Origin of the sequence: Winogradskyella wandonensis (assembly GCF_004346845.1) — a bacterium.
GTDB classification, from domain to species: Bacteria; Bacteroidota; Bacteroidia; order Flavobacteriales; family Flavobacteriaceae; genus Winogradskyella; species Winogradskyella wandonensis.
Genome location: NZ_SMGI01000001.1, coordinates 63089 through 86308, shown reverse-complemented (window position 1 = coordinate 86308; position 23220 = coordinate 63089). Strand labels below are relative to the sequence as shown.

At 34.7% G+C, this 23220-nt stretch carries 19 protein-coding genes and 1 pseudogene; 8 read left to right on the top strand and 12 right to left on the bottom strand.

Annotated features, from left to right (window positions below):
• Positions 1-3: 3 nt before the first annotated feature.
• Positions 4-738 (bottom strand): rhomboid family intramembrane serine protease, encoded by a 735-nt coding sequence (locus DFQ05_RS00365; protein ID WP_132702441.1) that lies wholly within the window; start codon positions 736-738, stop codon positions 4-6.
• A 215-nt stretch (positions 739-953) separates the two neighbouring features.
• Between DFQ05_RS00365 and DFQ05_RS00360 the strand changes: the two genes are divergently transcribed.
• From DFQ05_RS00360 to DFQ05_RS00345, 4 genes are all read left to right on the top strand, one after another.
• Complete coding sequence (locus DFQ05_RS00360; RefSeq protein WP_132702439.1) at positions 954-4019, top strand: SusC/RagA family TonB-linked outer membrane protein; 3066 nt, start codon at positions 954-956, stop codon at positions 4017-4019.
• Positions 4020-4029: 10 nt separating this feature from the next.
• Positions 4030-5499, top strand: coding sequence for a SusD/RagB family nutrient-binding outer membrane lipoprotein (locus DFQ05_RS00355; RefSeq protein ID WP_158281875.1), 1470 nt, complete (start codon positions 4030-4032; stop codon positions 5497-5499).
• A gap of 13 nt (positions 5500-5512) precedes the next feature.
• Positions 5513-6037 (top strand): hypothetical protein, encoded by a 525-nt coding sequence (locus DFQ05_RS00350; protein WP_132702435.1) that lies wholly within the window; start codon positions 5513-5515, stop codon positions 6035-6037.
• 82 nt (positions 6038-6119) lie between these two features.
• Positions 6120-7397: a replication-associated recombination protein A gene (locus DFQ05_RS00345; protein ID WP_132702433.1), complete on the top strand. Its 1278-nt coding sequence runs from the start codon at positions 6120-6122 to the stop codon at positions 7395-7397.
• Here the strand turns inward: DFQ05_RS00345 and DFQ05_RS00340 are convergent.
• From DFQ05_RS00340 to radC, 4 genes are read right to left on the bottom strand one after another with little or no spacing between them, the layout of a single operon-like run.
• Positions 7394-8272: a coiled-coil domain-containing protein gene (locus DFQ05_RS00340; protein WP_132702431.1), complete on the bottom strand. Its 879-nt coding sequence runs from the start codon at positions 8270-8272 to the stop codon at positions 7394-7396. The two genes, DFQ05_RS00345 and DFQ05_RS00340, sit on opposite strands and share 4 nt — an antisense overlap.
• Positions 8273-8320: 48 nt before the next feature.
• On the bottom strand, positions 8321-9004 hold the full coding sequence (locus tag DFQ05_RS00335; RefSeq protein ID WP_132702429.1) for a YjjG family noncanonical pyrimidine nucleotidase: 684 nt from the start codon (positions 9002-9004) through the stop codon (positions 8321-8323).
• The gene (locus tag DFQ05_RS00330) at positions 8997-10295 is read right to left on the bottom strand and encodes a polysaccharide deacetylase family protein (protein WP_132702427.1); all 1299 of its coding nucleotides are present in this window, start codon (positions 10293-10295) and stop codon (positions 8997-8999) included. The genes DFQ05_RS00335 and DFQ05_RS00330 overlap by 8 nt, the downstream gene beginning before the upstream one ends.
• Positions 10295-10996: a RadC family protein gene (gene radC / locus DFQ05_RS00325; protein WP_132702425.1), complete on the bottom strand. Its 702-nt coding sequence runs from the start codon at positions 10994-10996 to the stop codon at positions 10295-10297. The genes DFQ05_RS00330 and radC overlap by 1 nt, the downstream gene beginning before the upstream one ends.
• 61 nt (positions 10997-11057) lie before the next feature.
• On the opposite strand from radC, the gene DFQ05_RS00320 reads away from it, so the two are divergent.
• Both DFQ05_RS00320 and DFQ05_RS00315 read left to right on the top strand, forming a co-directional pair.
• Complete coding sequence (locus tag DFQ05_RS00320) at positions 11058-11501, top strand: DUF1569 domain-containing protein (RefSeq protein ID WP_132702423.1); 444 nt, start codon at positions 11058-11060, stop codon at positions 11499-11501.
• A complete protein-coding gene (locus tag DFQ05_RS00315) occupies positions 11501-12112 on the top strand; it encodes an FMN-binding negative transcriptional regulator (RefSeq protein WP_132702421.1) in 612 nt (203 codons plus the stop codon). The genes DFQ05_RS00320 and DFQ05_RS00315 overlap by 1 nt, the downstream gene beginning before the upstream one ends.
• Positions 12113-12227: 115 nt before the next feature.
• Here the strand turns inward: DFQ05_RS00315 and DFQ05_RS13820 are convergent.
• Positions 12228-12479: pseudogene (locus DFQ05_RS13820) on the bottom strand (phage tail protein); the annotation flags it as partial.
• Positions 12480-12720: 241 nt separating this feature from the next.
• Here DFQ05_RS13820 and DFQ05_RS00305 point away from each other — a divergent pair.
• Complete coding sequence (locus DFQ05_RS00305) at positions 12721-14565, top strand: PLP-dependent aminotransferase family protein (RefSeq protein WP_132702419.1); 1845 nt, start codon at positions 12721-12723, stop codon at positions 14563-14565.
• A 42-nt stretch (positions 14566-14607) separates the two neighbouring features.
• Positions 14608-15492, top strand: coding sequence for a dienelactone hydrolase family protein (locus DFQ05_RS00300; RefSeq protein ID WP_132702417.1), 885 nt, complete (start codon positions 14608-14610; stop codon positions 15490-15492).
• Between the two features lie 10 nt (positions 15493-15502).
• On the opposite strand, the gene DFQ05_RS00295 is transcribed toward DFQ05_RS00300, so the two are convergent.
• The 6 genes from DFQ05_RS00295 to DFQ05_RS00270 all read right to left on the bottom strand — a co-directional run bounded on the left by DFQ05_RS00295 (position 15503) and on the right by DFQ05_RS00270 (position 23137).
• A complete protein-coding gene (locus tag DFQ05_RS00295) occupies positions 15503-16855 on the bottom strand; it encodes a UDP-N-acetylmuramate--L-alanine ligase (protein WP_132702415.1) in 1353 nt (450 codons plus the stop codon).
• Between the two features lie 98 nt (positions 16856-16953).
• Positions 16954-18357 (bottom strand): TolC family protein, encoded by a 1404-nt coding sequence (locus tag DFQ05_RS00290; RefSeq protein WP_199221950.1) that lies wholly within the window; start codon positions 18355-18357, stop codon positions 16954-16956.
• Positions 18358-18360: 3 nt separating this feature from the next.
• Positions 18361-19713: an HlyD family secretion protein gene (locus tag DFQ05_RS00285; RefSeq protein ID WP_132702413.1), complete on the bottom strand. Its 1353-nt coding sequence runs from the start codon at positions 19711-19713 to the stop codon at positions 18361-18363.
• Between the two features lie 11 nt (positions 19714-19724).
• Positions 19725-21386 (bottom strand): peptidase domain-containing ABC transporter, encoded by a 1662-nt coding sequence (locus tag DFQ05_RS00280; protein ID WP_132702411.1) that lies wholly within the window; start codon positions 21384-21386, stop codon positions 19725-19727.
• Positions 21387-21393: 7 nt separating this feature from the next.
• Positions 21394-22068 carry a TetR/AcrR family transcriptional regulator gene (locus DFQ05_RS00275; RefSeq protein WP_132702409.1) on the bottom strand — a complete coding sequence of 225 codons (675 nt, stop codon included), beginning with the start codon at positions 22066-22068 and terminating at the stop codon, positions 21394-21396.
• Between the two features lie 115 nt (positions 22069-22183).
• On the bottom strand, positions 22184-23137 hold the full coding sequence (locus DFQ05_RS00270) for a tetratricopeptide repeat protein (protein WP_132702407.1): 954 nt from the start codon (positions 23135-23137) through the stop codon (positions 22184-22186).
• Positions 23138-23220 lie beyond the last annotated feature (83 nt).

The following is a 23220-nucleotide window of genomic DNA, read 5'->3' as shown; positions in this document are numbered from 1 at the left end:
CATTTACTCTTCAGATTCTTTATAGATATAATTCATTTCTCTTTGGGTAGTACTTTCATCTTCAATTTCATCTTCTGGTAGAATTTCAATAAAATTTCCATCCTCATCAAAATGCTTCATGAAGGGGTCATCTTCTTCATTATAAGCTTCTGTTTCCCATAAATATTTTTCAGGCTTAGCGACTTTGCTCTTAAAGAATAAAGCCAATAAAAAACCAGTTATCAAACCACCTAAGTGTCCTTCCCAAGACATCCCATCTTTTATAGGAAAAACATACCAAATCATACTTCCGTATAAAAAGATAATAATTAGAGATAATGCTATTAATCTATAATGCTTAGCAATAATACCTTTAAAAAAAATAAAGCTTACCAACATGTAAATAACACCACTTGCTCCGATATGATTTCCAGATTTACCTATGACCCATGTGAGTAATCCAGAAATTAACATCCCAAAAAACAATACACGCCAAGCTATTTTATTATAGAAATAAAACAACGCCATTGAGAGTATTAGCAAAGGAATAGAATTGTTGTATAAATGACTTAAGCCAGAATGAAGAAACGGGCTTGTAAATATCCCTAAAAGCCCTTCTATCTTTTGAGGATAAATACCAAAATGCCTAATCCCTGAATCAATCCTAACTTGATACCAAAAGACCAACCAAATCGAAAACACCAACAATAGTGGATAGACTATTATGGCGTTTGAATATCTAAACTGTTGTTGCGCCATGTTCAAATTTAGGAGATACATTTCAAATTTAGAGCCAATAGGCTTTAATATGAAATATTGTCACGCTGATTTTAAAACTAATGATTAAAAAATAGTATGTTCTATATCTGTCTTTAACATATTTTTAGTAAAAAATAATCAATAAATCATCTTTTTCTTTGCATAAAAAATAAAAAATTACAAAATTTGGTGAATATAAATTAATCAATCACTTTATGAAAACAAAACTTAACGGAATACTATTAATATTCACTTTACTAGTATTCCAATTTTCCAATGCTCAGGAAAGGATAATCACTGGCATCGTCAATGATGTTAATAACCTTCCTTTACCTGGCGTAAATGTATTAATCAAAGGGACCACGACGGGAACCCAAACTGATTTTGATGGTAAATACTCTTTAAGTGCTAAGTCTGGTGATGTTTTAGTCTTTAGCTATGTAGGCTTAAAAACTCAAGAGATAATTGTTGCAGAGTCTAATACAATTAATATCTCTATGGAGGAAGATAGTGAGTCGTTAGATGAAATTATTATCACTGCTGTAGGTATTAAAAGAAAGCCTGACGAAATTACAACCGCTAATCAAGTCGTAAAATCTGAAGAATTAAACCAAGCCAATAACCCTGATGCAGTACAAGCGCTAGCTGGTAAAGTTTCAGGTCTTCAAATAAACACTACATCTGCTGGTTTAGCACCAAATACCCAAATTACTTTAAGAGGTAACCGCTCTATCTCAGGTAATAACAACGCTTTAATTGTAATAGATAATGTTGTCTCAACAGCACAAACTCTGTCGAGCTTGGATCCAAACACCATAGAATCTTTAAACGTGCTAAAAGGCCCAAACGGCGCTGCACTTTATGGAGAACAGGGTGCTGCTGGTGTAATAATTGTAACTACGAAAAAAGGTAGCAAAAACGCCAGTAAATTCAATATAAACATAATTTCTTCTGCCACTTTTGAAGAGATAGCGTTTTTACCTGAAACTCAAAATCGTTTTGGACAAGGTTGGGGCGGAAATATAGAAACAGTAGACCAAGGATCATGGGGTGTACCTTACAATGGTATTGATATTCCTATTGGTACTCCGGATGCCAATGGAAACTTTAGATACTTCCCTTATATGCATATAGAAGATAATATTTTACCGTTTTTTAACACTGGAGTTAATTTGCAAAACGCTATATCTATATCTGCCGGAGATGTTGATAATGGTTATTTAAATTTTAGTTATTTAAATCAAGATTTAGATGGTATAATACCAGACAGTAAGCTTACTAAAAACAACTTCTCGCTAACAACAGGTAAGAAGCTTGGTAAATTTTCGGTACAAGGTATTGCGAGATACACTTCTCAGAAAACCGAAGACGTTAATGCAAATATGTACAGACAGTTAATGAATACACCAGGTAATGTACCTATTGAAGCTTTTAGTAGCGGAGACAACAATGATCACTGGACAATTTATGAAACTAGCCCTTACTGGACACTTAGAAACAATAGAGGGTTTGGAAATAGAAATATTTTTGATCTCTCTGCGGAACTAAGTTATGAATTCAATGACCACATAAGTTCTGTTTTAAGATCTTCTGTGAGAACAACAACTAACGAAACAGAAATACGGAGAAATGCTTTTGAGGATAACTTAAACTTTGTATTTGGAGATAGAAGTATCCGTTCTTTCTATCAGGTAGATAATGATAGAGAACAATTTATATATACAGATTTCTTGGTGAATTTCGATTATAATCTTACTGAAGATATCACCTTTAAAAGTAATATAGGTTTTAATGCCACTGATAGAAAATACAATAGAGAATTTATTGGCGGGTTTGATCTTGCTGTACCTGGATTGTTTCAGCTATCTAACATAACATCAATTCCCGAGTTCGATGAATCTAATATTAGACAAAGAACCTCAGCAATATTTGGTCAGGTTGATTTAGGATATAAAGATTACTTATTCTTAAATATTACTGGTAGAAATGATTGGAACTCTGTGTTACCAAAACAAAACAGAAGCTTTTTCTATCCTTCATTGGGTGTCTCTTTTATACCAACAAGAGCTTTTGAAAATCTTAAAAGTGACATCTTGTACAAAGCTAAATTATCTGCTAGTTACGTAAAAACAGGTAATGCCACTGCACTAGGTCCTCAACAATTATCTACAGTTGGTGTAAATGATACATTTTTCCCTGGCACTGGTTTAGTACCAATAGTAGCGCAAACTACATTAGTAGATCAAAATATAAAACCTGAGTTTATTAATTCTTTTGAAGCCAATGCCAATTTAGAATTTTTAAATAGACAAGGTCCTAGACTTACTTTAGATATATCTGCTTCGCTTAGTAAAAATACAGACCAGATATTAGCAATCTCAAGTTCATCTCCTACTGGTTTTTTCAACACATTAATTAATGTAGGTGAAACAAGATCTAAATCCTTGGAAATTGACTTAGGGTTTACACCTTTAAAAACTGAAGATTTTGAATTTAACGGACGTATTGGTTTTAGCACATTTAGGACTACCGTTGAGAAAGTTACAGACCAATCAGATAGAGTACAGGTAGCAAATTTAGGAACTGCAGGAGCATTTGCCATAGAGGGGCAAGAATTTCCGCAGATATTAGGGACTGCTTACCAAAGGGATGAGCAAGGTCGTGTTGTTATAGATGCAAATGGTAACCCTTTAATTGACTCTGAGTTAAAGATTTTAGGACAAGCAACCCCTGATTACATTTTAAATTTTGGGTTTAACTTTAGATACAAAGGTTTTAGACTTGCGGCTGTAGGAGATTACAGAACTGGTCATCAATTTTTCTCTGGAATAAAAAGACAATTATCTGGCCAGGGAAGAACCTTTGACACAACCTTTAATGACAGACAGCCATTTGTTTTCCCTAACTCTACAGTAGAAGGAAGCGGCGTTACTAATACAACTGTACTTACTGCTGGTGGCGGCAACTTACAACCACTAGGTGAAGCCTACGCGTATTACACTGGCGATCATAACAATATTGATGAAAACTTTATTGTAGACGCCACTGCATTTAAATTAAGAGAGGTGAGTTTAACGTATGATTTTTCTACTAAAATAGTAGAGTCTTTAAATCTATCTCGCTTAAGTGTTGGAGTTAGTGGTAGAAATTTATTAACTATTCTACCTAAATCTAACCTAGATTATAACGACCCTGAATTTGCTGGTAGATTTGGATTAGCCACTTATGGCATAACACCTCCTACTAGATACTATACATTTAATGTTAACTTATCATTCTAAAAAAGAAACTATGAAAAAAATTAAGAACATACTAGTACTCATACTGGTAACAAGTATATGCTTCACCTCATGTGATGATTATTTAGATGTTAATGATAGCATAGATAATCCTAACCTGAGCGAACTTAACCCCAATCAATTAATTGTAGGTGCTCAGTCTCGAAGTGCAGAGACATACACTAATAGAGTTAATCGCATTGGAAATTGGATGGGAGTAGCTTGGTCAGGTAACTATTTAGCTTTTAATGATGCTTACGGACCAGAAAGCAGGTATCAATTCTCTACAACATTCTACAATGATGTATGGGATAATCTCTACCGTTTTACTTCAAATTTTGCAACAATAGAAAATTATGAAGATGGAAGAAATTGGAATAACCAAAAAGCAGCAGCAAAAATCCTTAAAACCTTCTACTTTCAATACATAGTAGATTTGTATGGAGACGCACCATATACTGAAGCATTTCAAGGATCAGATTTTTTGTTTCCAACTTACGATGATGCGCAAGACATCTATATAGATTTGATTAATACATTAGACGAAGCCATAGCACTTATTAATAGTGGTACTGACTTAGAACCTTTTGGCAGTTCAGACATCACGTTTAATGGAGATATGGATAAATGGCTAGCTTTTGCTAATACAGTAAAGTTAAGACTACTCGTAAGGCTAATTCTGAAGGCCGAAACTGATTCTGAATTATTAACGTTTGTGAATTCTAAATTTACCGATTTAAACACTGCAACATTCATCGATGAAGATGTAGTAATTAATCCAGGCTATACCAATTCCGATGATAGGCAAAATCCTTTTTGGGAAGTCTATGGTGCTAATCCTGTTGGAGTACTAACAAATCAAGGAAGACAAACAGGGCCATCACTTTTTGCCTTTAATTTACTAACCAATTCTAATGACGAAAGATTAAATCGTATATGGAAGACCAATCCAGATAGTGGTGTCTTTGCAGGAACACCGCAAAATGGCAATGGAAATTCTGCAGCTATTGGAGATGGAATATTAAAAGGTCCCGATGCTGATTTACCAATCATGCTTTCTTCTGAAAGCTATTTTTTACAAGCTGAAGCTATACAAAGGGGCTATCTAAATGGCAATGCCCAAAGTATGTTTAATATGGGTATACAATCTTCATATGACTTCTTAGGTGCTGGAGATGCGTCAAGCTATATTTCTGATAATGACACGGACATTGATTTAGGATTTAATGGAGGTAATCCTCTTAGAGCAATTTTAACTCAAAAATGGATAGCACTTACAAGTGTTTCTGGAGCTGAATTATGGATTGAGTACAACAGAACTGGCTATCCAAGTAATTTGCCTTTACCTGAAAATTCAACTGACACTAATATTCCTTTAAGATTATTATATCCTGCATCTGAATACTCTGGAAATTCTAATAACGTAATAAACCAAACTAGAAGCGATGCATTTACTTCTAAAATCTTTTGGGATGTCAACTAAAATTTAAGAAATCATGAAAAATATATATTATTCAAAATTAATAGTGTGCTTACTCTTCGGATTTGTTTTTATCTCTTGCGACCAAGATGATAGCCTTGAAGACACACCATTAGAAAATACAACAAAAGCAGAAATTGTAGAAGAATCAATTACTGTTAGCGAAGGAGAAATACCTACATTTAACTTAATCCAAGAAGATTTAGTTCAAAATGTAGTAGATAATTGGGAAGCAATTTTTGTTTTTCCTGAAGTTTCAGGACAAGTTGGTGTAAGAGTTGTTGGAGGTACAGCCACAGAGGGTGAGGATTACACTTTTAACCTTTTTACCATTCAAGATTTTAGTCCTTTTTTGCTTCAAGATGGTTACTATCTTGGATATGACGCCAGCACTAGCCTAGAACATAATATATCTGGAATTATAGATATAATTGACGATGGTATTGCTGAAGGCACAGAAACCATTGAACTACAATTTTATCCTATCGCTCTGGGTTATATTATAATTGATGATACATTAACAATCAATATAAACGATTAATAGAAATCAATTAAGAACAATTGTTAATTAGAAACTAGAGACTAAATGCTTAGTCTCTAGTTTTTTTATTTAATTTTAATTTATGAATACACCATTAGCTGAACGTCTTCGCCCAAAAACTTTAAATGACTACATAAGTCAGACACATTTGGTCGGAAAAGATGGACCACTCTATCAACACATAAAAAGTGGTGTTTTGCCTTCCCTAATTTTATGGGGACCACCAGGTATTGGAAAAACCACCTTAGCTAATATTATTGCTAATGAATCTGCACGACCTTTCTTTAAACTCAGTGCTATAAATTCTGGCGTAAAAGATATAAGAGAAGTCATAGATAAGGCTAAAAAAAGTGGCGGTTTGTTTACGACCAAAAATCCTATACTTTTTATAGATGAGATTCATCGCTTTAGCAAATCTCAACAAGATTCTTTACTTGAAGCCGTAGAAAAAGGATGGGTCACTTTAATTGGTGCTACTACTGAAAATCCGAGTTTTGAGGTAATTCCCGCACTGCTATCACGTTGCCAAGTCTATATTTTAAATTCATTTAGCAAAGAAGATTTAGAACAACTCTTGCAGCGTGCAATAACCAAAGACGACGTTCTTTCCAAAAAGAAAATCACTCTAAAAGAAACGGAACAGCTATTGCGCCTTTCTGGAGGTGATGCCAGAAAACTATTAAATATTTTTGAACTTATAGTTGCTTCCTTTGGAGATGACAAAATCATTATTACAAATGACGCAGTTTTAAATCAAGTACAGAATAACACGGCTCGATATGACAAGACTGGAGAACAACATTACGATATTATTTCGGCTTTTATAAAATCAATTAGAGGTAGCGACCCTAATGCGGCTGTATATTATTTAGCTCGAATGATTGAAGGTGGTGAAGATGTAAAATTTATTGCTAGACGCTTACTAATTTTAGCAAGTGAAGATATAGGTAATGCCAACCCTACGGCTTTGGTTATTGCCAACAGCACGTTCCAAGCTGTGTCAGTGATTGGCAACCCCGAATCTAGAATAATTTTAAGCCAATGTGCTACGTACTTGGCCTGTTCCCCGAAAAGTAATGCGGCATACGAAGCAATAAACAAAGCACAACAACTTGTTAAAGAAACTGGGGATTTATCTGTTCCGTTGCCTGTAAGAAACGCTCCAACAAAATTAATGAAAGATATTGGCTATGGCGAAAACTATAAGTACGCCCATAACTATGAGAATAATTTTGTCACCCAAGAGTTTATGCCAACTGAGATAATAAACACAAAATTATACAACCCAGGGAAAAACGCTCGAGAAGATGCACAACGCCAAAAATTAAAACAACTTTGGAAAGAGAAGTACGGCTATTAAAACTTAATTTTTAGTTCTTTTTTCTGGTTACCTTCAGAATATATCCATTTATCATTTTCTTTAAAAACGATAGCATCTTTTCCTTTAACTGCATATACATTTGGAGCCGCCGTTTTTAGTAGAACCATAACTACTTTAGGAGTAGCATCGACCACCTGAAAACCTACATCAATAGCTTGAGCATATAATGTATCTGAACTCGAAACTTCAGAATTTAAGCTTTTCTTCTCAGCACGCTGTTCAAGTTTCTCTGCTTGAAGTTGCTTTTCTTTTTCTAAATCTGCTTTAGCCTTTGCAAGTTCTTTCTGCTTGTTTAAATCTTCAACCTCTTTCTTTAAACGCACGACTTCAGCTTCTGCCGCTTTCGTTTCTTCAATCTTTTGTAATTCATTTTCAGCTTTAGAAATGTTTTGCTTTGGTTTAGAGCCCACATTTGCTGAAGGATTATATTCGTAATTTAAAAATTCAATACTTTTAAAAGCCTCTCTTATGGCTTCTGGATAAGCCTTTATATATTCCTTTATCTTTGTTGATCCGATGTCACTGACAAAAACTTCTCTGCCTCTACAATCTTTAAGTTCTATTTGAACCTTCGTTTTTAAAAAACTAGATATTTTAGCAAGATTCGCATAAAGACCCAAACATCTGTCATTAAATAATTCCTCCGGAAGTTCTTCTTCATCAAAATAGACTTCAAAACCTTCTTTCTTAAATAAATATCTAAGGAGAGTACTTGTTCTATATGCGTCTTTCCCCTTAAAAAAATCAGCCTTCAATGGCACCACAACATATTTATAATCGTTGATAGTCGTCTGAGAAAAGGACGATATTCCTATGCCAATAGCAACGACGAAAAGAATTAGTTTTTTTGACATGTCTTGTAATTAATTTGAGTAAATATAAGTATTGTTTATCTAAGCTAACTATAGAAAATCTTTAAGCTGTATAAGACTTGTAATTCTTGTATGATTTTTTACATAATTAGCGTCTTTATAATCGAAGTAAACAGATTTCATGCCAACATTAATCGAACCTTGGACATCTGCCTCCAAACTATCACCAATCATTAAACTTTCTTCTGGTCTAGCATTGGCCAAATCTAGAGCTAATTTAAAGATTTTTGGATTAGGCTTTTTTACACCAGCCATCTCAGAATTTGTTACAGTTTTAAAGTAGTGGTTTAATTTTGAAGCCTTTAATTTTTTTTCTTGTGCTTCCTCGAATCCGTTAGTAATAATGTGTAATTCGTAGTTATGACTTAAGTAATCTAAAATTTCGTGAGTGTTATCGAAAACGTGATTAAACGTGGTTAGGTAATTTATATAGTCTTCTGATAGCTGATGTATAAGTTTATCTGAAACGCTAACATTAATCCCATTAAATGCCTCGTTTAGTCTACCGTATCGAAGTTCAGATTTTGTAACCTTTTCTTCTCTGTAAAGTTTCCAGTATTTAAAGTTAATTGGCTCGTATGTATTTAAAAATGTATCAAGCTCTACATTGACATTATGAATATCGAAAATCTTTCTAAAGGTTAAAGCTGAATTTTTATCAAAATCCCACAGCGTATGGTCTAAATCGAAAAATATGTGTTTAATGTCAGTCATCTACAGATTTTAAAATAAGATTAAAAAGTTCTTTGAAGCCTTCCCATTCGCCATCATCTGCTAAAGAATAATTATGAAAAACTGGGCAGAAGGTGCCTTGGACGATTTTGATTTTTGAAATAAAACGTTGAAGATACTCCTTTTTATCCAGCTGTGACTCATACTTTAACATTGCAAAATCCATCATATGGTAAGGATGAATTTGTAATGGTGTTTGCACTTCGTAGTCTAAGTCATAAAAAAGAAAAGGCGTACAAGTCCCTGCTCTAAAGCCAATCTCATTAAAATAACCCATTGTATAATCATTCGGTATCTCTAATTCAACAGCATTTCTGTATGCAAATGGTAAATTAATTTTTGCATGAGAGTTTCTAACGGCTAAAAGATTGAAATTGGTAACAGATTCTAGGTTTTGTTTCTCTTTTTTTAGAACAGAAACGTCATCTATTGCAAAATAGGATGCTTTAAGTCCTATGTTGCAATAATCTCCAATAGATTTTATTAGAGATATAAAGTCTTTCTTATTAATGCTAATATTCTTATCGTAGGTGGAATAAGCCCCAATTAAAAAAAAGACATAAAACTTAAATTCTACAGTTTTCTGACGATTTATAAGCCAATTATAAATATCAAATGGGTCTTTTTGAAAACCAAGAAGCACCGACAGTCTCTGATAAAACTGTCGAAATTTTAATCTTAGTATGTCTCCAAAAAGACCGCCTAAAGTTCTTAATAAGCCCCTTTGCAGATACTTATAAGCGCTAGGAACATCTATTACAGGTACAACATTGTATTTTCGTTCAGAGAATTGATACTCTGGAAAACGCTTTTGTAAAACCGCTTTTAATTTATAGGCCCATATATCTATGATGGGTTCTTCTAGAAATCCAGATTTATAAGCTAAACTTTCTGATGCTAAAAATCGTCCATAATCATCATTTACATGAGGTAAATACTCTTCATAACGACTTAACAAATAAAACGAAGCTGCAAAAATATCATAAGGTAAATCGCTGCGTTCTCCTGTCGCAAAAAAGCCTTTGGTGTCGTCCCATTGATTAACACCAATGTCTAAATCCGAAAGGCCCTGTTCGAAAAGTAAGCTATGACTTCTCACGAAAATCTCTTTACTTAAAGGTTGTTTTGCATAAGACATTTTCAGAGAATCATGCGCAATAAAGTCCTCGATTTTTGATGTAAAAGACACTTCTAATCCCAAAATACGCTTACAAATATGCTTAAAAACATAGGTAAGCCTCGGCGTAATTTTATGTGTATAAACTAAAAGCATTATGGCATTATAGTTTCGTCTGCAAAGCTAAAGTATGCAGTTTCGGTTATAATCAAATGGTCTAAAACTTTAATATCTAGACTCAATGCCGCAGCACTTAGCTTTTTAGTAATTAGACGGTCTGCCTCACTTGGTTTTAATGTCCCTGAAGGATGATTATGGCACAAAACTAGAGCTACTGCTCCAACTTCTAAGGCATATTTAAGTACCAAACGTACATCTACCATTGTCCCGGTAATGCCACCTTTGCTCAATTGTTGCTTTTGTAAAACTTTATTAGAATTATTAAGGTAAAGTATCCAAAATTCTTCATGAGGCAATTCGCCAATAACGGGTTGCATGATATCATACACATCTCGACTACTTGTTATTTTTTCTTGCTTTAACGCTTCTTCTAATTTTCGTCGACGCCCTAATTCTAATGCCGCAGCAATAGTAATTGCCTTTGCTTCACCAATACCTTTAAATTCTTGTAATTGCTTTAAGGACAGTTTGCCTAAAGCGTTTAAGTTATTTCCTGCACTTGCCAAAATTCGTTTACTCAAATCTACCGCACTTTCATCTCTGCTACCAGAGCCAATAAGTATAGCTACTAGTTCTGCATCGCTTAGTGAAGACTTACCTTTATCTCTTAATTTTTCTCTAGGCTGATCGTCTTGCGACCATTGCTTTATAGAAAATGAATTTGAAGATTCTGACATGCTCTAAAGATAAAAAATTGTAAATTCCGATGTCAATTTAAATCAATTAATTCTACTCAACATGAAATCATTTTTTGAAGATGGTGTTTATGAGGAAATCTCAACACGAATAAACAATCTAAACAAAGACACAAAAGCACAATGGGGAAAGATGAATCCAGGGCAAATGCTTCATCATTGCCAGATGCCATTGAACATTATTTTAGAAAAAGAGGATTATGGTGTAAAACCAAATTGGTTGATTAATCTATTGTTTAAAAAATCAATGTATAGCGATAAGCCGTGGCGAAAAAATATGCCAACTGCTCCGGGTTTTAAAATTACGGAAGACAAGAATTTTGAAGCTGAGAAAACAAAAATCATTTCCCTTATTAACGAATTAAATGCGCAACGCGAAAGAAAAGACTGGCAACCACATCCTGCTTTTGGAAAACTAACCAAAGACCAATGGGGCAAAATGCAATATAAGCACTTAGATCATCACTTAAGACAATTTGGAGTATAATGAAGTATCCTCCAAAACATCACCAAGATAATGACATCAATCACATGATTGAGGTCATTAAAACCTATCCGTTGGCTACTGTAATATCAGTAAAAGATAATCAACCGCTAATAACACATTTACCATTAGTTTACGAAAAAGACCAACTCATTGGGCATATCGATATCTATAACCCTCAAGCCGAATTGTTAAAGAACAACAATGATGTAACCATCTTATTTTCTGGACCAGAATGTTACATTTCTCCTAGTATTTATAGAACGACTCAGCTACCTACTTGGAACTACATTAAGGTACATCTTAAGGGTAAAGTAAAAGGCATTGAAAGTAAAACCGCTTTAAAACAGTCATTAATTACTATGACTGAGTTCTTAGAAGCTCCAGACCACAAATACGTTTTAGAACCAGACAATCCTCGCTTAGACAGAAATCTAAACTATATCGAGATGTTTGAGATTGAAATCACCCATTGGGAAGGTAAATTTAAACTCTCACAAGACAAAAATCCTAAAGACATGAGAGCCGCTAGAGCAGAATTAGTTAGAGCCAATCAAGAAAGCATAAAACAGTTTTTGGATAAAGTGTTTTTAATAAAAAAGCAACCTAAGTAGGTTGCTTTTAATTTAAATATTTACTTTATCAACTCCGCGAAGGATAAAAACCTTGAATGCATATAATATAATTAAGACCTAACGTAGATTGCGTTTTTGCATTTCCAGAATCACTCTCATTGACGGATTTACCATTACTTATTTGACCAAGCTTCACTGGCGAATGTCCAGGTCCAGTACCTGGTGATACCGGCACACGACCTCTTAAATCTGGTAAAGCAAAGGTCGTTCGGCCATCGCCACCATAAGTGGTGCCTAATAAGGAAAATACTGCAGAATATTTAGATATTGGCAAAAGCTGACCATGACAAAATGCCCAACCTCTTGGCGCAAAATTTCCCGCAAAAAGTTTTATTTCACCTAACATAGCGTCTTGAGCAGAGGCTTCATTTGTATAGCTCAATGAAGTAAATAGAATAGCGATTAATAGTAGTTTTTTCATTTTTAAAAGATTTAGAATTCTCCTAAATATACAAATATGATAAGTCTTTTAACAAACCATATTAAAAACGTAATTGAATTCTTAATAAGGCGACAAATAGATTATCATCTAGAATAATAGAAAGTCCTAAAATTATATATTTGAAAACCATAAGAAATCCAAAGTAATGCAAGACCAAAATATCCAGAATTATATAAAAGGCGTATTAAAAAATATGCCCTCAGATTGGCTGAATTTAACCACGCATAGGTTAGATATCTACAATGAAAAATTGGCAAAAACCGATTTTATTAATCAATTTGAAATATTGTTCAATAATAACAACTCTCAAGCATCAGCACTCAAAGCGCTACCAACAGCTTACGACTATATTAGGTTAGGTCATCCGTTGTCTTCTGTTTTTGAATGGGCCATTGCCAAAATTTATAATATTCACCCAAGTCATGTCATTAGTTTTTCGTCTCAAGCTATGCCAATTCTCGCGGTGCTTAGAAAGAATTTACTAGACAATAAAAAGACATTAATCGTCTACAAAGACGAGTTACCTAAAAACTTCACTACTGAGCTTTTAAAACGCGTTTACGGTTATAATTTTGAAATAAAACAGACAGAGAACATAGATGCTATACCTGAATTTAATGGTAGTGTTGTATTTATTTCAAATGAAGAAAAAATCAGTACAAATCATCTCAACCCAAATATTGATTTTTATATAAATCTTTATGAAAATTTAGGTAGTGTTATTTTAATTAATGGCGAACAAAACAAAAACTACGTTTCGGAAATTCAGCATGTGAGACGTAGAGAAAGCATTGCCATGACACCACAAAATACCTTGGTTGCTTTGAATGCTTTAGTTGAAAATTCTACTATAAAAAGGCCAAACAATAATCGCGAAGCGAATAAACAACGTGTTTTAGAATCTATCAAAACCATTACTGCAACAACAGGACAACCTTTAGTTGGTTCAAGCGGATTATCAATACAATATGCGATTATGATGGGTTTGATTGACGATGCCCAACAAAACCACCAAGGCAAAGCCATAAAATTTATAGTACCAACAAATTGCTACGGCGGTACAAACGACCAAGCTAGACGTGTTGCGGCTTGTAATGAAAATGTTGAAATTGTAGACTTAGAAGTCGATGGCGATAACGATATGGTAAGCAGCCTAAAAACGGTTTTAGATGCTATTGCCAAACAAGATGCTATACCATATATCATTGCAGAAATTCCGACTAACCCAAGAGTTGAAGTTCCAGATTTAGAAGAATTAAAAGCGGTCTTAGCCAAAGACCGAAAAACAGACGCTGGTGCTAATGCTACTCAACCTGTTTTTATTTTAGACCAAACGTTTTGCCCGAATATTCAGTTTCTAGCTGAAGACGAAATCTTAGCATCTGGTAAAGCATTATCGTATGCTAGTGGCTCTAAGTTTCCTAGTGGTGGAAAATGCACCGCTGGTTATTGCGTTGGCAATAAAAATTCTGAACAACTTATGGAGAAAATTGCCATTCATTTGTCACTTTGCGATAATGAAGCTACCGATTTTCAGTATGAGGTTTTGGCAGAACAAATGCCATCAATGAATCAAAGAATTGATGATGCCTACAAGAATACACGCGAATTTGTAGACTATATAAGTGAAAAACTTCCTGAAGCCAAAATCAATTTTGTGTCTGAAGAACTGGCTGCACGCGGTTTTACACCATCTGTTTTTTCTTTAGACTTACCTACAAAAGGCGATACAGAAGAAGAAAGAGAAGCTTACAAACGACAACTTAATCACAAACTCATCAATATGATGATTACCAAAATCCCTAATGAAAGTAAATACTGTGTAAGCTATGGACAATTAAAAGGCTGTTATTGGACGATTCCTGCAACCTCAACACAAGGTACCACCAAAGAAGGTCATAAAGATTACATTGCTCGTGTGGCACTTTCTGGCAATATGGATTTAGAACGTCATAAAGCCGTGTTTTTAGAGTTTGTTGAAAGTATTTAAAAATCCGTAACTTTAGAAAGCAGTTTAAAACTTACTCTAAAGATGAAAGACCTAAAAAAAGAAGACATCAACCAAGACGTATTTGATTTGTATGACGACTATGCGCATAACAAATTAAACCGCAAACAATTCATTGAAAAACTTGGCATCTATGCCGTTGGTGGCTTAACCGTATCATCCTTGCTCAGTTTTATGTCTCCTAATTATGTGGACGCTTTACTTGTAAAACCAGATGACCCAACTTTAGATTCTGATTATATCACTTACGATTCTCCAAAAGGAGGCGGAACAATAAAAGGTTTGTTATCTAAACCAAAAGGCGCTAAAAAATTACCAGGTGTTATTGTTGTTCACGAAAACCGAGGACTTAATCCATACATTGAAGATGTTGGAAGACGAACCGCTAAAGAAGGCTTTATAAGTTTAGCCCCAGACGCTTTATCACCTTTGGGTGGTTACCCAGGAAATGATGACGATGGTAGAGCCATGCAAAAAAAACGTGACCGAAACGAAATGCTCGAAGATTTTATCGCTGCGTATCATCATTTGAAAAATCATGAAAACTGTACAGGCAAAGTCGGCGTTGTAGGTTTTTGTTTTGGCGGTTATATTTCTAATATGATGGCTGTACGCTTACCGGACTTAGGCGCTGCAGTACCTTATTACGGCAGACAACCCGAAGCTGAAGATGCTAAGAAAATTAAAGCACCGCTTCTACTCCAATATGGTGAGTTAGACAAGCGTGTTAATGCGGGCTGGCCAGATTTTGAAAAAGTTTTGAAAGAAAATAATATTGAATACACAGCTTACATTTATCCAGAGGTCAACCACGGTTTTCATAACAATACAACACCGCGTTACGACAAAGAAGCTGCGAATTTATCTTGGGAACGTACTATTGTTTTTTTTAAGGAGCATTTGAAATAATGACAAAACATTAAAACAACCCTTTCACCTCATCAAAATCCAAACCACCATAATTACCTGAACTCATTAACAATAAGGCTTTATTTTCAAAATTCTGTGAGAATAAAAAGTCTTTAAAATCTTGTGGATTGGTATAGATAATTAAATCATCACGCTCAAAAGCATCCGCAATTTGTTGGTGTGAGACTTCCTCGAGTTTTTTAATTTCTACCGCGTGTGGCGAGTAAAACACTACCGCTTTATCGGCTGCATCTAATGCGCCTTTGTATTCTTTTAAAAACTCTGCATTAAGGCTAGAATAGGTGTGCAATTCTAGGCAAGCTAGTAATTCCTTGTTCTGGTATTGTACTTTTACAGCTTCGGTTGTGGCTTTTACTTTACTTGGCGAATGCGCAAAATCTTTATAAGCTACAGAAGTTCTAGATTCCGCTATTTTTTCTAAACGTTTACTTGCACCTTTAAAGGTAGATATGGCTTCATAAAAATCATCCTCATCAATGCCCATATGCTGGCAAATCCATTTGGCACCAGCTAAATTATTAAGGTTATGTGCACCAAAGACTTCAATTGGCATCGGACCTTCGGGAGTTTCTAAAAGTGTTTCACCATCTTCCACAGTGTACTCAGGCGTTTGGTAAGGCAGTTTTCTAATTTGGTTTTCAGACGCTTCAACAACACGTTTTACTTCTGCATCTTCTTCATTGTAATTTATGCTTCCACCACGTACTATGCTATCTACAAAAATGCTAAACTGCTCAACATAATTTTCATAAGTTGGAAATACGTTAATATGGTCCCAAGCAATGCCACTTAACAAGGCAATATTGGGTTTGTACAAATGAAATTTTGGTCGCCTATCTATCGGTGAACTTAAATACTCATCACCTTCTAAAACAATAAAATCATTGTCTTCAGTGAGTTTTACCATAACGTCAAATCCTTCCAATTGGGCACCAACCATATAATCGACATCTCTATCGTGGTAATGCATCACGTGCAAAATCATGGACGTTATAGTTGTTTTTCCGTGACTTCCTCCAATAACCACACGCGTTTTATCTTTGGATTGCTCGTATAAAAATTCGGGATAACTATAAATTTTTAAGCCTAGTTCTTGGGCTTTTAATAGCTCAGGATTATCGGCTTTGGCATGCATTCCCAAAACAATTGCATCTAAATCTGCTATAATTTTTTCTGGAAACCAACCAAACTCCTCAGGCAATAAACCTTTGGCTTCTAATCGTGATTTTGAAGGGTCGAAAATAGTATCATCACTTCCGGTGACGTTATAACCTTTATTATGAAGAGCGATGGCCAAATTGTGCATTGCAGCGCCACCGATAGCTATAAAATGTACGTTCATTTAACAAAGATAAAATTTAGTCTTCTAAAAAGAAGTCAAGACATAAGATTTCTCGACTAACGCTCGAAATGACAGAAATTTTCGCTTAATACTCATCACTAAAACTCCGGATTAATAGCTAAGCTATTAAAGAGTTTCGCTTTTGTATCGAAGAATTTATTCTGAATTTCGATAGCCTTTAATTGCCCTTCGATGAGTTTGGATTCACGAGAATTTACCAAGAATAGAGAACTTTCACCTAATTGAAATTTGCGTTCTTCGGCTCTAAGCATTTGCTGATAATCCTCTATCATCTGAAGCGTAATTGCATTTTGAGTCACGTAAGAATCTAACTCTTGTTTTAAGCCATTAATCTTATTCTGCAGATTAACACGTGTGGCGTTAATTTCGAATTCAGTATCATTAAGTTTAATCTTGGCTAACTTTAAATCTCCTCTTTCTTTCCTAAGAAATAAAGGCATACTTATATTTAAACCGCCTTTGTAATCTGCCGTATTAAAAGACCTCGCGATATCTGGTGTATCTGTTAAGAAATTATATTCTACATCTACTCGAGGTAATAACATATTTGCTTTGAGGCGTCGCTCTACATCAAGACTTTGACGTTTAAAATCTAAAGACCTCATCTTTGGATGCGCATCTATGATGAATTCTTCACTACGTAGCTGACTAATATCAAAAGTAGCATCTACAATAGGCTCTGTATCTACATCTGGAATGACATTTGGTTGCAGTTCTACTGGTATATTATTTTCTAGCCATAAAAACGTCGATAATTCTAAAGTTGCCTTTATCATTTTTACACGAGACTGCTCCAAACTCAGCTTTCTATTATTCAACGCAATTCTCGCTTCTGTCGCATCTATTTGCGCATTTTCGCCCAGTTCTACACCTCTTAGAATACCTCGATAACGCAACTCGGCGTTGGTTAAAAAGTTTTCGAAAAGCTTCAGCTCGTTATAAGCTCTTAGCCATTTAAAATAGACTTTAGAGGCTTCGAACAAAATGTTGTTTACAAAAATATCTCTATCTGCCTTAGCCTGCTCTCTAAATAAACGTGCTTGTTTTAATGAGGCCATCCTGTCATTAATGAAAAGTCCTCTCGCCACTGGAACTGAAACTCCCGCAGAATATAAGCCTCCGTCACTAATAAAGTTTTCTGGATTTAAAAAATCGCCCGTATTTTCTTCGAAATTGGCTTTTAATTCTACACCAAACCATGTCGGAATTTTAAATGTGCCATTAAGCTTATCGAAATACTCTGTGCCTTTTAACTTTTTTCGGTCGTAATCAATATCAATTTTAGGATCGAAAGCGCCTCGGGACTTCATAAGTTTTGCTTGACTCTCGTCTATAACTAATTCGGCTTGCTTAACAATAGGATGAAATTTCTTGACATACCCCAAATATTCATCGAACCTAAGCACGTTAGGCAATTCCTCTTCCTGTGAAAAACCTACAAAACCTAAGATTGAAAAAACAACAACTTTTAGAAATCTCATGCGTTATTTCTTTTTGGTATTTGATGCCTCAATCGGCTGATAATAATTTGGCGGGAAACCATTAAGTTGTCTCCATAGCTCGAACCAAATAGGTACATCTTCTAGAAGTGCTATAGTTCTAGCCCCAGACCCAGGTCTAATTTCTTTTGGCCATGGATTATCATCTGTATCAGGTTTTAGTAAAATTCTAAACTTTCCATTCTTTTTGGTAATAAAGCGTTCTACTGCCACTACTTCTGCACCGTAAGTTCCGTAAGATACATTTGGCCACCCACTGAAAACTATAGCAGGCCATCCATCGAATTCTACTCTTACTTTTTCGCCCACATGGATTAATGGTAAATCAATTGGTTCTACAAATGTTTCTACCGCCAAATCGACCTCAGCAGGGATAATACCAACCAATTCCTCGCCTTCTTTAAAAGTTTGCCCAATACCACCGCGTAGCGCTGTCTGTATGTACCCATTATATGGTGCTGTTACATACATAAGTCCATTTCTTATGGTGTAATTTGTTACTTCGTTTTCTAATTTCTGCACATCGGCTTCCGAGCTTGCTTGACTAGATAGTGCCGAAAATTTTTCGCTCTCTGCTTTAGATATCTTATCTGCATATTCTGCTTGAATACGAGCAATATCTAACTTGGCATTAATGACTTCGTTTTTACTAACTAAAAGTTTAGCCTCTTGCGATGTCTCTTTGGCCTGAGTTTCTTGTAACTTTACTCTAGCATCTTCTACACGTTTTAATGCCGTAAATCCATCTTTGTATAAAGAATCTGCTCGGTTATATTTTGTTTGTGCAATACTTAAGTTGGTTCTTGCAGCCACTAAATCTATGCTATCTGCTTTTACTTTTTGAAGCGCTTGTAAGATTTTATTCTCAGCCATTTCTAAATTTAACCTTCTTTCCCTTATTAATGCAGAAATTCTAACATCTTGTGCCTTTACCTTTCCTTGATAAGATTCTACCGAGAATTCTTTAGCTAACTTTTGCTTTTGTGTGCGCTCTACAAGATTGGGGTCAAAGTATTCACTTTTAATTTCGGCAATTTTCATGATGGTATCGCCCTTACTTACATAATCTCCTTCTCTTACATACCATTCTTGTATACTACCCGGAATTGGGGATTGCACGGTCTGTGGTCGCTGTCCAGGTGTTAAGGTTGTTACTTCACCTCTGCCAGAAATGTTCTGTGTCCATGGCAGAAACAGTATTATAAAACAGACTATTGCAAACCCACCGAGAAAACGCCTCCAGTATTTGTAATAATCTTTATTAAATACATGACTTGCAGACCTAAAGTGACTAAGGTCGACATTCTTATTTAATGGGTTACGAGATATATTTAACATAATACTTTAGTTTAAACGATTTGACCTTTGCTAAGGTTAATTATTTGAGAACAGCCATTTGACCACTCTGAATTAAAACTAACTACAACTAAAGACCAAGGATGACTTTCATCGGTCAGGTATTTAATAATTCGCTTTGTTTCTTCGGCTTCAAAATGTTCTAGAGGCTCTTCTAAAATCATCATATTTGGTCGTTTTAGAATTGCTCTTGCTAACATTATTTTTTTGGTAACCGTAAACGGAATTTGTCGTCCTTCCGGATAAATAACCGTATTTAGACCAAACTCTGTTTCTTTTAGAAATTCGATTAAACCAACAACAGATAATATTTCCTCTATTTTTTGCTGGGTTATTGATGTATCGCCAAGTGTAAGGTTTTCTCTTATTGTTCCCTCGAACGGTGTTTCATCACTTAAAACCAATCCTAAATGTGCTCTATAGCTATTTAACTTTAAGTTATTTACAGCTGTATCATTTAAGAAAATACGGCCCGTAGTAGGTCTGAATATGCCTGATAATATTCGAATTAACGTTGATTTTCCAGAGCCACTCTCTCCTGTGACCAAAATTCTACTTTTAGAATTAATTTTCAATGACACGTTATTAAGGATAGGCAAACTTCTATCCGGCACAACGTATGACACTTTATCTAATTCGATATCAAAATCTTTGTCTACAACAACCTCTTCGCCTTCTTGCGACTCTATTTTCTTATCTACAACCTGTCCCATTTTTTCCAGCGACGTTAATACATCATAGAAAGATTCTAGGCCTAAGATGAGTTTTTCTACAGAACCAATGACCAGAAGAATAATAATTTCTGCCGCAACAAATTGCCCTATGTTCATTTCTTGACTAAGAACGAGTAAACCACCAATAATTAGTAAACCTGCGGTTACTAAAACCTTAAATCCAATCATTTGAATGAATTGGATGATTAAAATCTTAAAGTGGCTTTCGCGAGCAATTAAATAGTTCTCGACAAGCTTATCATTTTTATCGATGGCTAAAGAGGTTTTTCCTGAAATCTTAAAGCTCATAATAGCGCGAGCAACTTCTTGAATCCAATGTGCAACTATATATTTTTTCTTAGACTCTTTAAGACTGGTTTCCATTCCTCTTTGAATTGTGTATTTAAAAACGATATATATCAATGCTATAAGCAATACACCAAAAGCTATAAAAAATGGATGATAAAATGATAATAAAACTAGTGCAAAAATTATCTGTAGCACAGCTGTTGGCACATCTATCAATAGCTTTGCCAGTCCTTTTTGGACGGTAAGAACATCGAAAAATCGGTTAGCCAACTCTGGCGGATAATAATTGTGTAATTCGTCCATCCTAATTTTTGGAAAGCGATACGTAAACTCAAAAGACGCTCGCATGAAAAGACGTTGCTGAATCGTCTCAATTATACGCATTTGCATCAACTGTAATACGCCTACAAATGCAACGCCTATTGTAACTAAACTTACTAATACTATCCACGATGTACTAACTTGTGCACCTTGAATTAAATTTATTATCGCCTGGATTCCCAAAGGAAGCGTTAGACTTATTATACCCGAAAAAACAGCATAGTAGATAACCTGCGTTAAATCCCTTTTCTCTAATTTTAATAAGCCTACAAAACGCTGCCACGGCGTTAACATTGGTTTTTCTGTATTCATCGATTAATTAGGATTTAATGGCGTTGATAGTTAATTCTTGAAAGAATTGTGTTGGCGTAACTGTCTCGTTACAATCTGTTATAGATTTAAAATGATCTTTTAAAAAATGTTGATGTAAAGCTCCCTCGACAATAGTACTAGAGATACTAGAGGCATATTTATACTCCGAATTAACATTCAAAATCATATCTCTAAGTCTAGCTATAAGACGCTTATACACCACAAAATAGCCTTCTTTATTTTCGCTATCCACTTCTTTTGTAAGATAGGATTTTGAGTATTCATTAATGATAATTTGATTAAGCTTTACTTCATTGACGTGAGAGAAATCAAAATCCTCCTTAATTGTTTGCGTTACAACTTCTATTGCTTTTAGAAGTCGTTTTTCTGGATTTGGAATATTAGATGTAGAAAAAACCAACTGATATTCTATCCAAGCCCAGTACCATGAAGTAAGATATAGTAATAGCTTATGCTTACTTTCGAAATAGCGATAAATAGAACTCTCGTTAGAGCCAATTTTTGCACCCAACTTTTTAAATGTGAAATTATCAAAGCCTATTTCATCAATCAATAATATACTGTGCTCGATAATACGCTTACCTAAATCTGAAGATTCTGGATCTTTCAGAAAAATTTTTTCTGGTACCGAAATCTTAATATTTGAAAGTAAATTTTTCATCATTAATAATTTAAACCGCTAATTTAATAGTATTACTATCATATTTGCGAATTATTAACATATTTTTAGGTTAATTAGCTATAACCCAAAATCATAATTTACTTAAAAACGCTGCTTATTTAGTAGAAATTACCCGCTTCTCTTTTAAAGCTTGCTTAAAATCTGCCCGAAGTGATAGTGCTTTGTCGATAAAATTAAGGGCTTTTTTAGTGTTGTTTTTGTGTTTGTATATCTGAGCCAATCGATAATAGGCCCATTCTAAGGGCACACCATCAGCTGCGGTGTAATGCTTTATATATTGAAGTAAACATTGTTCGCCCTTATCTAATTGAATGTTATAATCGGCTGATACTTTGCCAAGTTGATAATGCAGTGCGTTACGATTGTGTTTATCTTGAGATGCCTCTATTGTGGCTATCGCCTTGTCTGGCTCATTGTAGGCTTCGTATAAATTAGAGAGTTTTTCATAGCAATTTAACGACCCACCAACCTTAACTGCTAGCTTGTAATACTTTTCAGCAAGCTTTGGTTGATTATCATATTCGTAAACATAACCTTTAGCCAAATAACCATCAACTTTAGATAATTTCTCTAACTCATTGGCATATTTTAAAGATTTCTTTGTACTTCCGCCTACAATCCCAGGTAAACTAATGTACAATTCTACTAGCGCCCAACGTGCGTCTATGTGCTTAGCATCTAGCGCTGCTGCTTTAAGAAACGCTTCTTTAATATCGCCAATAAGTGTTAATGCCTTTAGCGTACTAACCTGTTGTGCTTTCATACCTAAAGCACCTCCATATTTATAGTGGTAATTGGCATTGCTATCGTCTATATCTTTTAATTTTCTATACTGTTCAATCGCGTTATCCCATTTTTTTTGGTAACCATAGCTATCACCTAGTAATTCTATTGCCTCTTTATCCGTTTGGTGATTTTTAACGTAATCCAACATCAACTTTTCTGCCTTTATGTAAGCTTTTTCCGTAATGCATTGTGCCGCCTTTTCTTTAGGCGATTGCCCTAAAAGCACATTAGAAAAAAATAATAAAAGGATAAGGTATCTCATTACGTGTACTAAAATACAAATAGCAGCATATAATATAAAGTCGTAAATATTTATTTTTCTTACAGACGTATTCCCTCAGAAAA

What these genes read in the sequence shown, in the direction of transcription:
- DFQ05_RS00285 (WP_132702413.1), bottom strand. Translation starts at nt 19,713, where the DNA reads ATGTTAAATATATCTCGTAACCCATTAAATAAGAATGTCGACCTTAGT.
- DFQ05_RS00320 (WP_132702423.1), top strand. Translation starts at nt 11,058, where the DNA reads ATGAAATCATTTTTTGAAGATGGTGTTTATGAGGAAATCTCAACACGA.
- DFQ05_RS00280 (WP_132702411.1), bottom strand. Translation starts at nt 21,386, where the DNA reads ATGAATACAGAAAAACCAATGTTAACGCCGTGGCAGCGTTTTGTAGGC.
- DFQ05_RS00300 (WP_132702417.1), top strand. Translation starts at nt 14,608, where the DNA reads ATGAAAGACCTAAAAAAAGAAGACATCAACCAAGACGTATTTGATTTG.
- DFQ05_RS00270 (WP_132702407.1), bottom strand. Translation starts at nt 23,137, where the DNA reads ATGAGATACCTTATCCTTTTATTATTTTTTTCTAATGTGCTTTTAGGG.
- DFQ05_RS00340 (WP_132702431.1), bottom strand. Translation starts at nt 8,272, where the DNA reads ATGTCAAAAAAACTAATTCTTTTCGTCGTTGCTATTGGCATAGGAATA.
- DFQ05_RS00335 (WP_132702429.1), bottom strand. Translation starts at nt 9,004, where the DNA reads ATGACTGACATTAAACACATATTTTTCGATTTAGACCATACGCTGTGG.
- radC (WP_132702425.1), bottom strand. Translation starts at nt 10,996, where the DNA reads ATGTCAGAATCTTCAAATTCATTTTCTATAAAGCAATGGTCGCAAGAC.
- DFQ05_RS00345 (WP_132702433.1), top strand. Translation starts at nt 6,120, where the DNA reads ATGAATACACCATTAGCTGAACGTCTTCGCCCAAAAACTTTAAATGAC.
- DFQ05_RS00350 (WP_132702435.1), top strand. Translation starts at nt 5,513, where the DNA reads ATGAAAAATATATATTATTCAAAATTAATAGTGTGCTTACTCTTCGGA.
- DFQ05_RS00330 (WP_132702427.1), bottom strand. Translation starts at nt 10,295, where the DNA reads ATGCTTTTAGTTTATACACATAAAATTACGCCGAGGCTTACCTATGTT.
- DFQ05_RS00295 (WP_132702415.1), bottom strand. Translation starts at nt 16,855, where the DNA reads ATGAACGTACATTTTATAGCTATCGGTGGCGCTGCAATGCACAATTTG.
- DFQ05_RS00305 (WP_132702419.1), top strand. Translation starts at nt 12,721, where the DNA reads ATGCAAGACCAAAATATCCAGAATTATATAAAAGGCGTATTAAAAAAT.
- DFQ05_RS00365 (WP_132702441.1), bottom strand. Translation starts at nt 738, where the DNA reads ATGGCGCAACAACAGTTTAGATATTCAAACGCCATAATAGTCTATCCA.
- DFQ05_RS00275 (WP_132702409.1), bottom strand. Translation starts at nt 22,068, where the DNA reads ATGAAAAATTTACTTTCAAATATTAAGATTTCGGTACCAGAAAAAATT.
- DFQ05_RS00290 (WP_199221950.1), bottom strand. Translation starts at nt 18,357, where the DNA reads ATGAGATTTCTAAAAGTTGTTGTTTTTTCAATCTTAGGTTTTGTAGGT.
- DFQ05_RS00360 (WP_132702439.1), top strand. Translation starts at nt 954, where the DNA reads ATGAAAACAAAACTTAACGGAATACTATTAATATTCACTTTACTAGTA.
- DFQ05_RS00315 (WP_132702421.1), top strand. Translation starts at nt 11,501, where the DNA reads ATGAAGTATCCTCCAAAACATCACCAAGATAATGACATCAATCACATG.
- DFQ05_RS00355 (WP_158281875.1), top strand. Translation starts at nt 4,030, where the DNA reads ATGAAAAAAATTAAGAACATACTAGTACTCATACTGGTAACAAGTATA.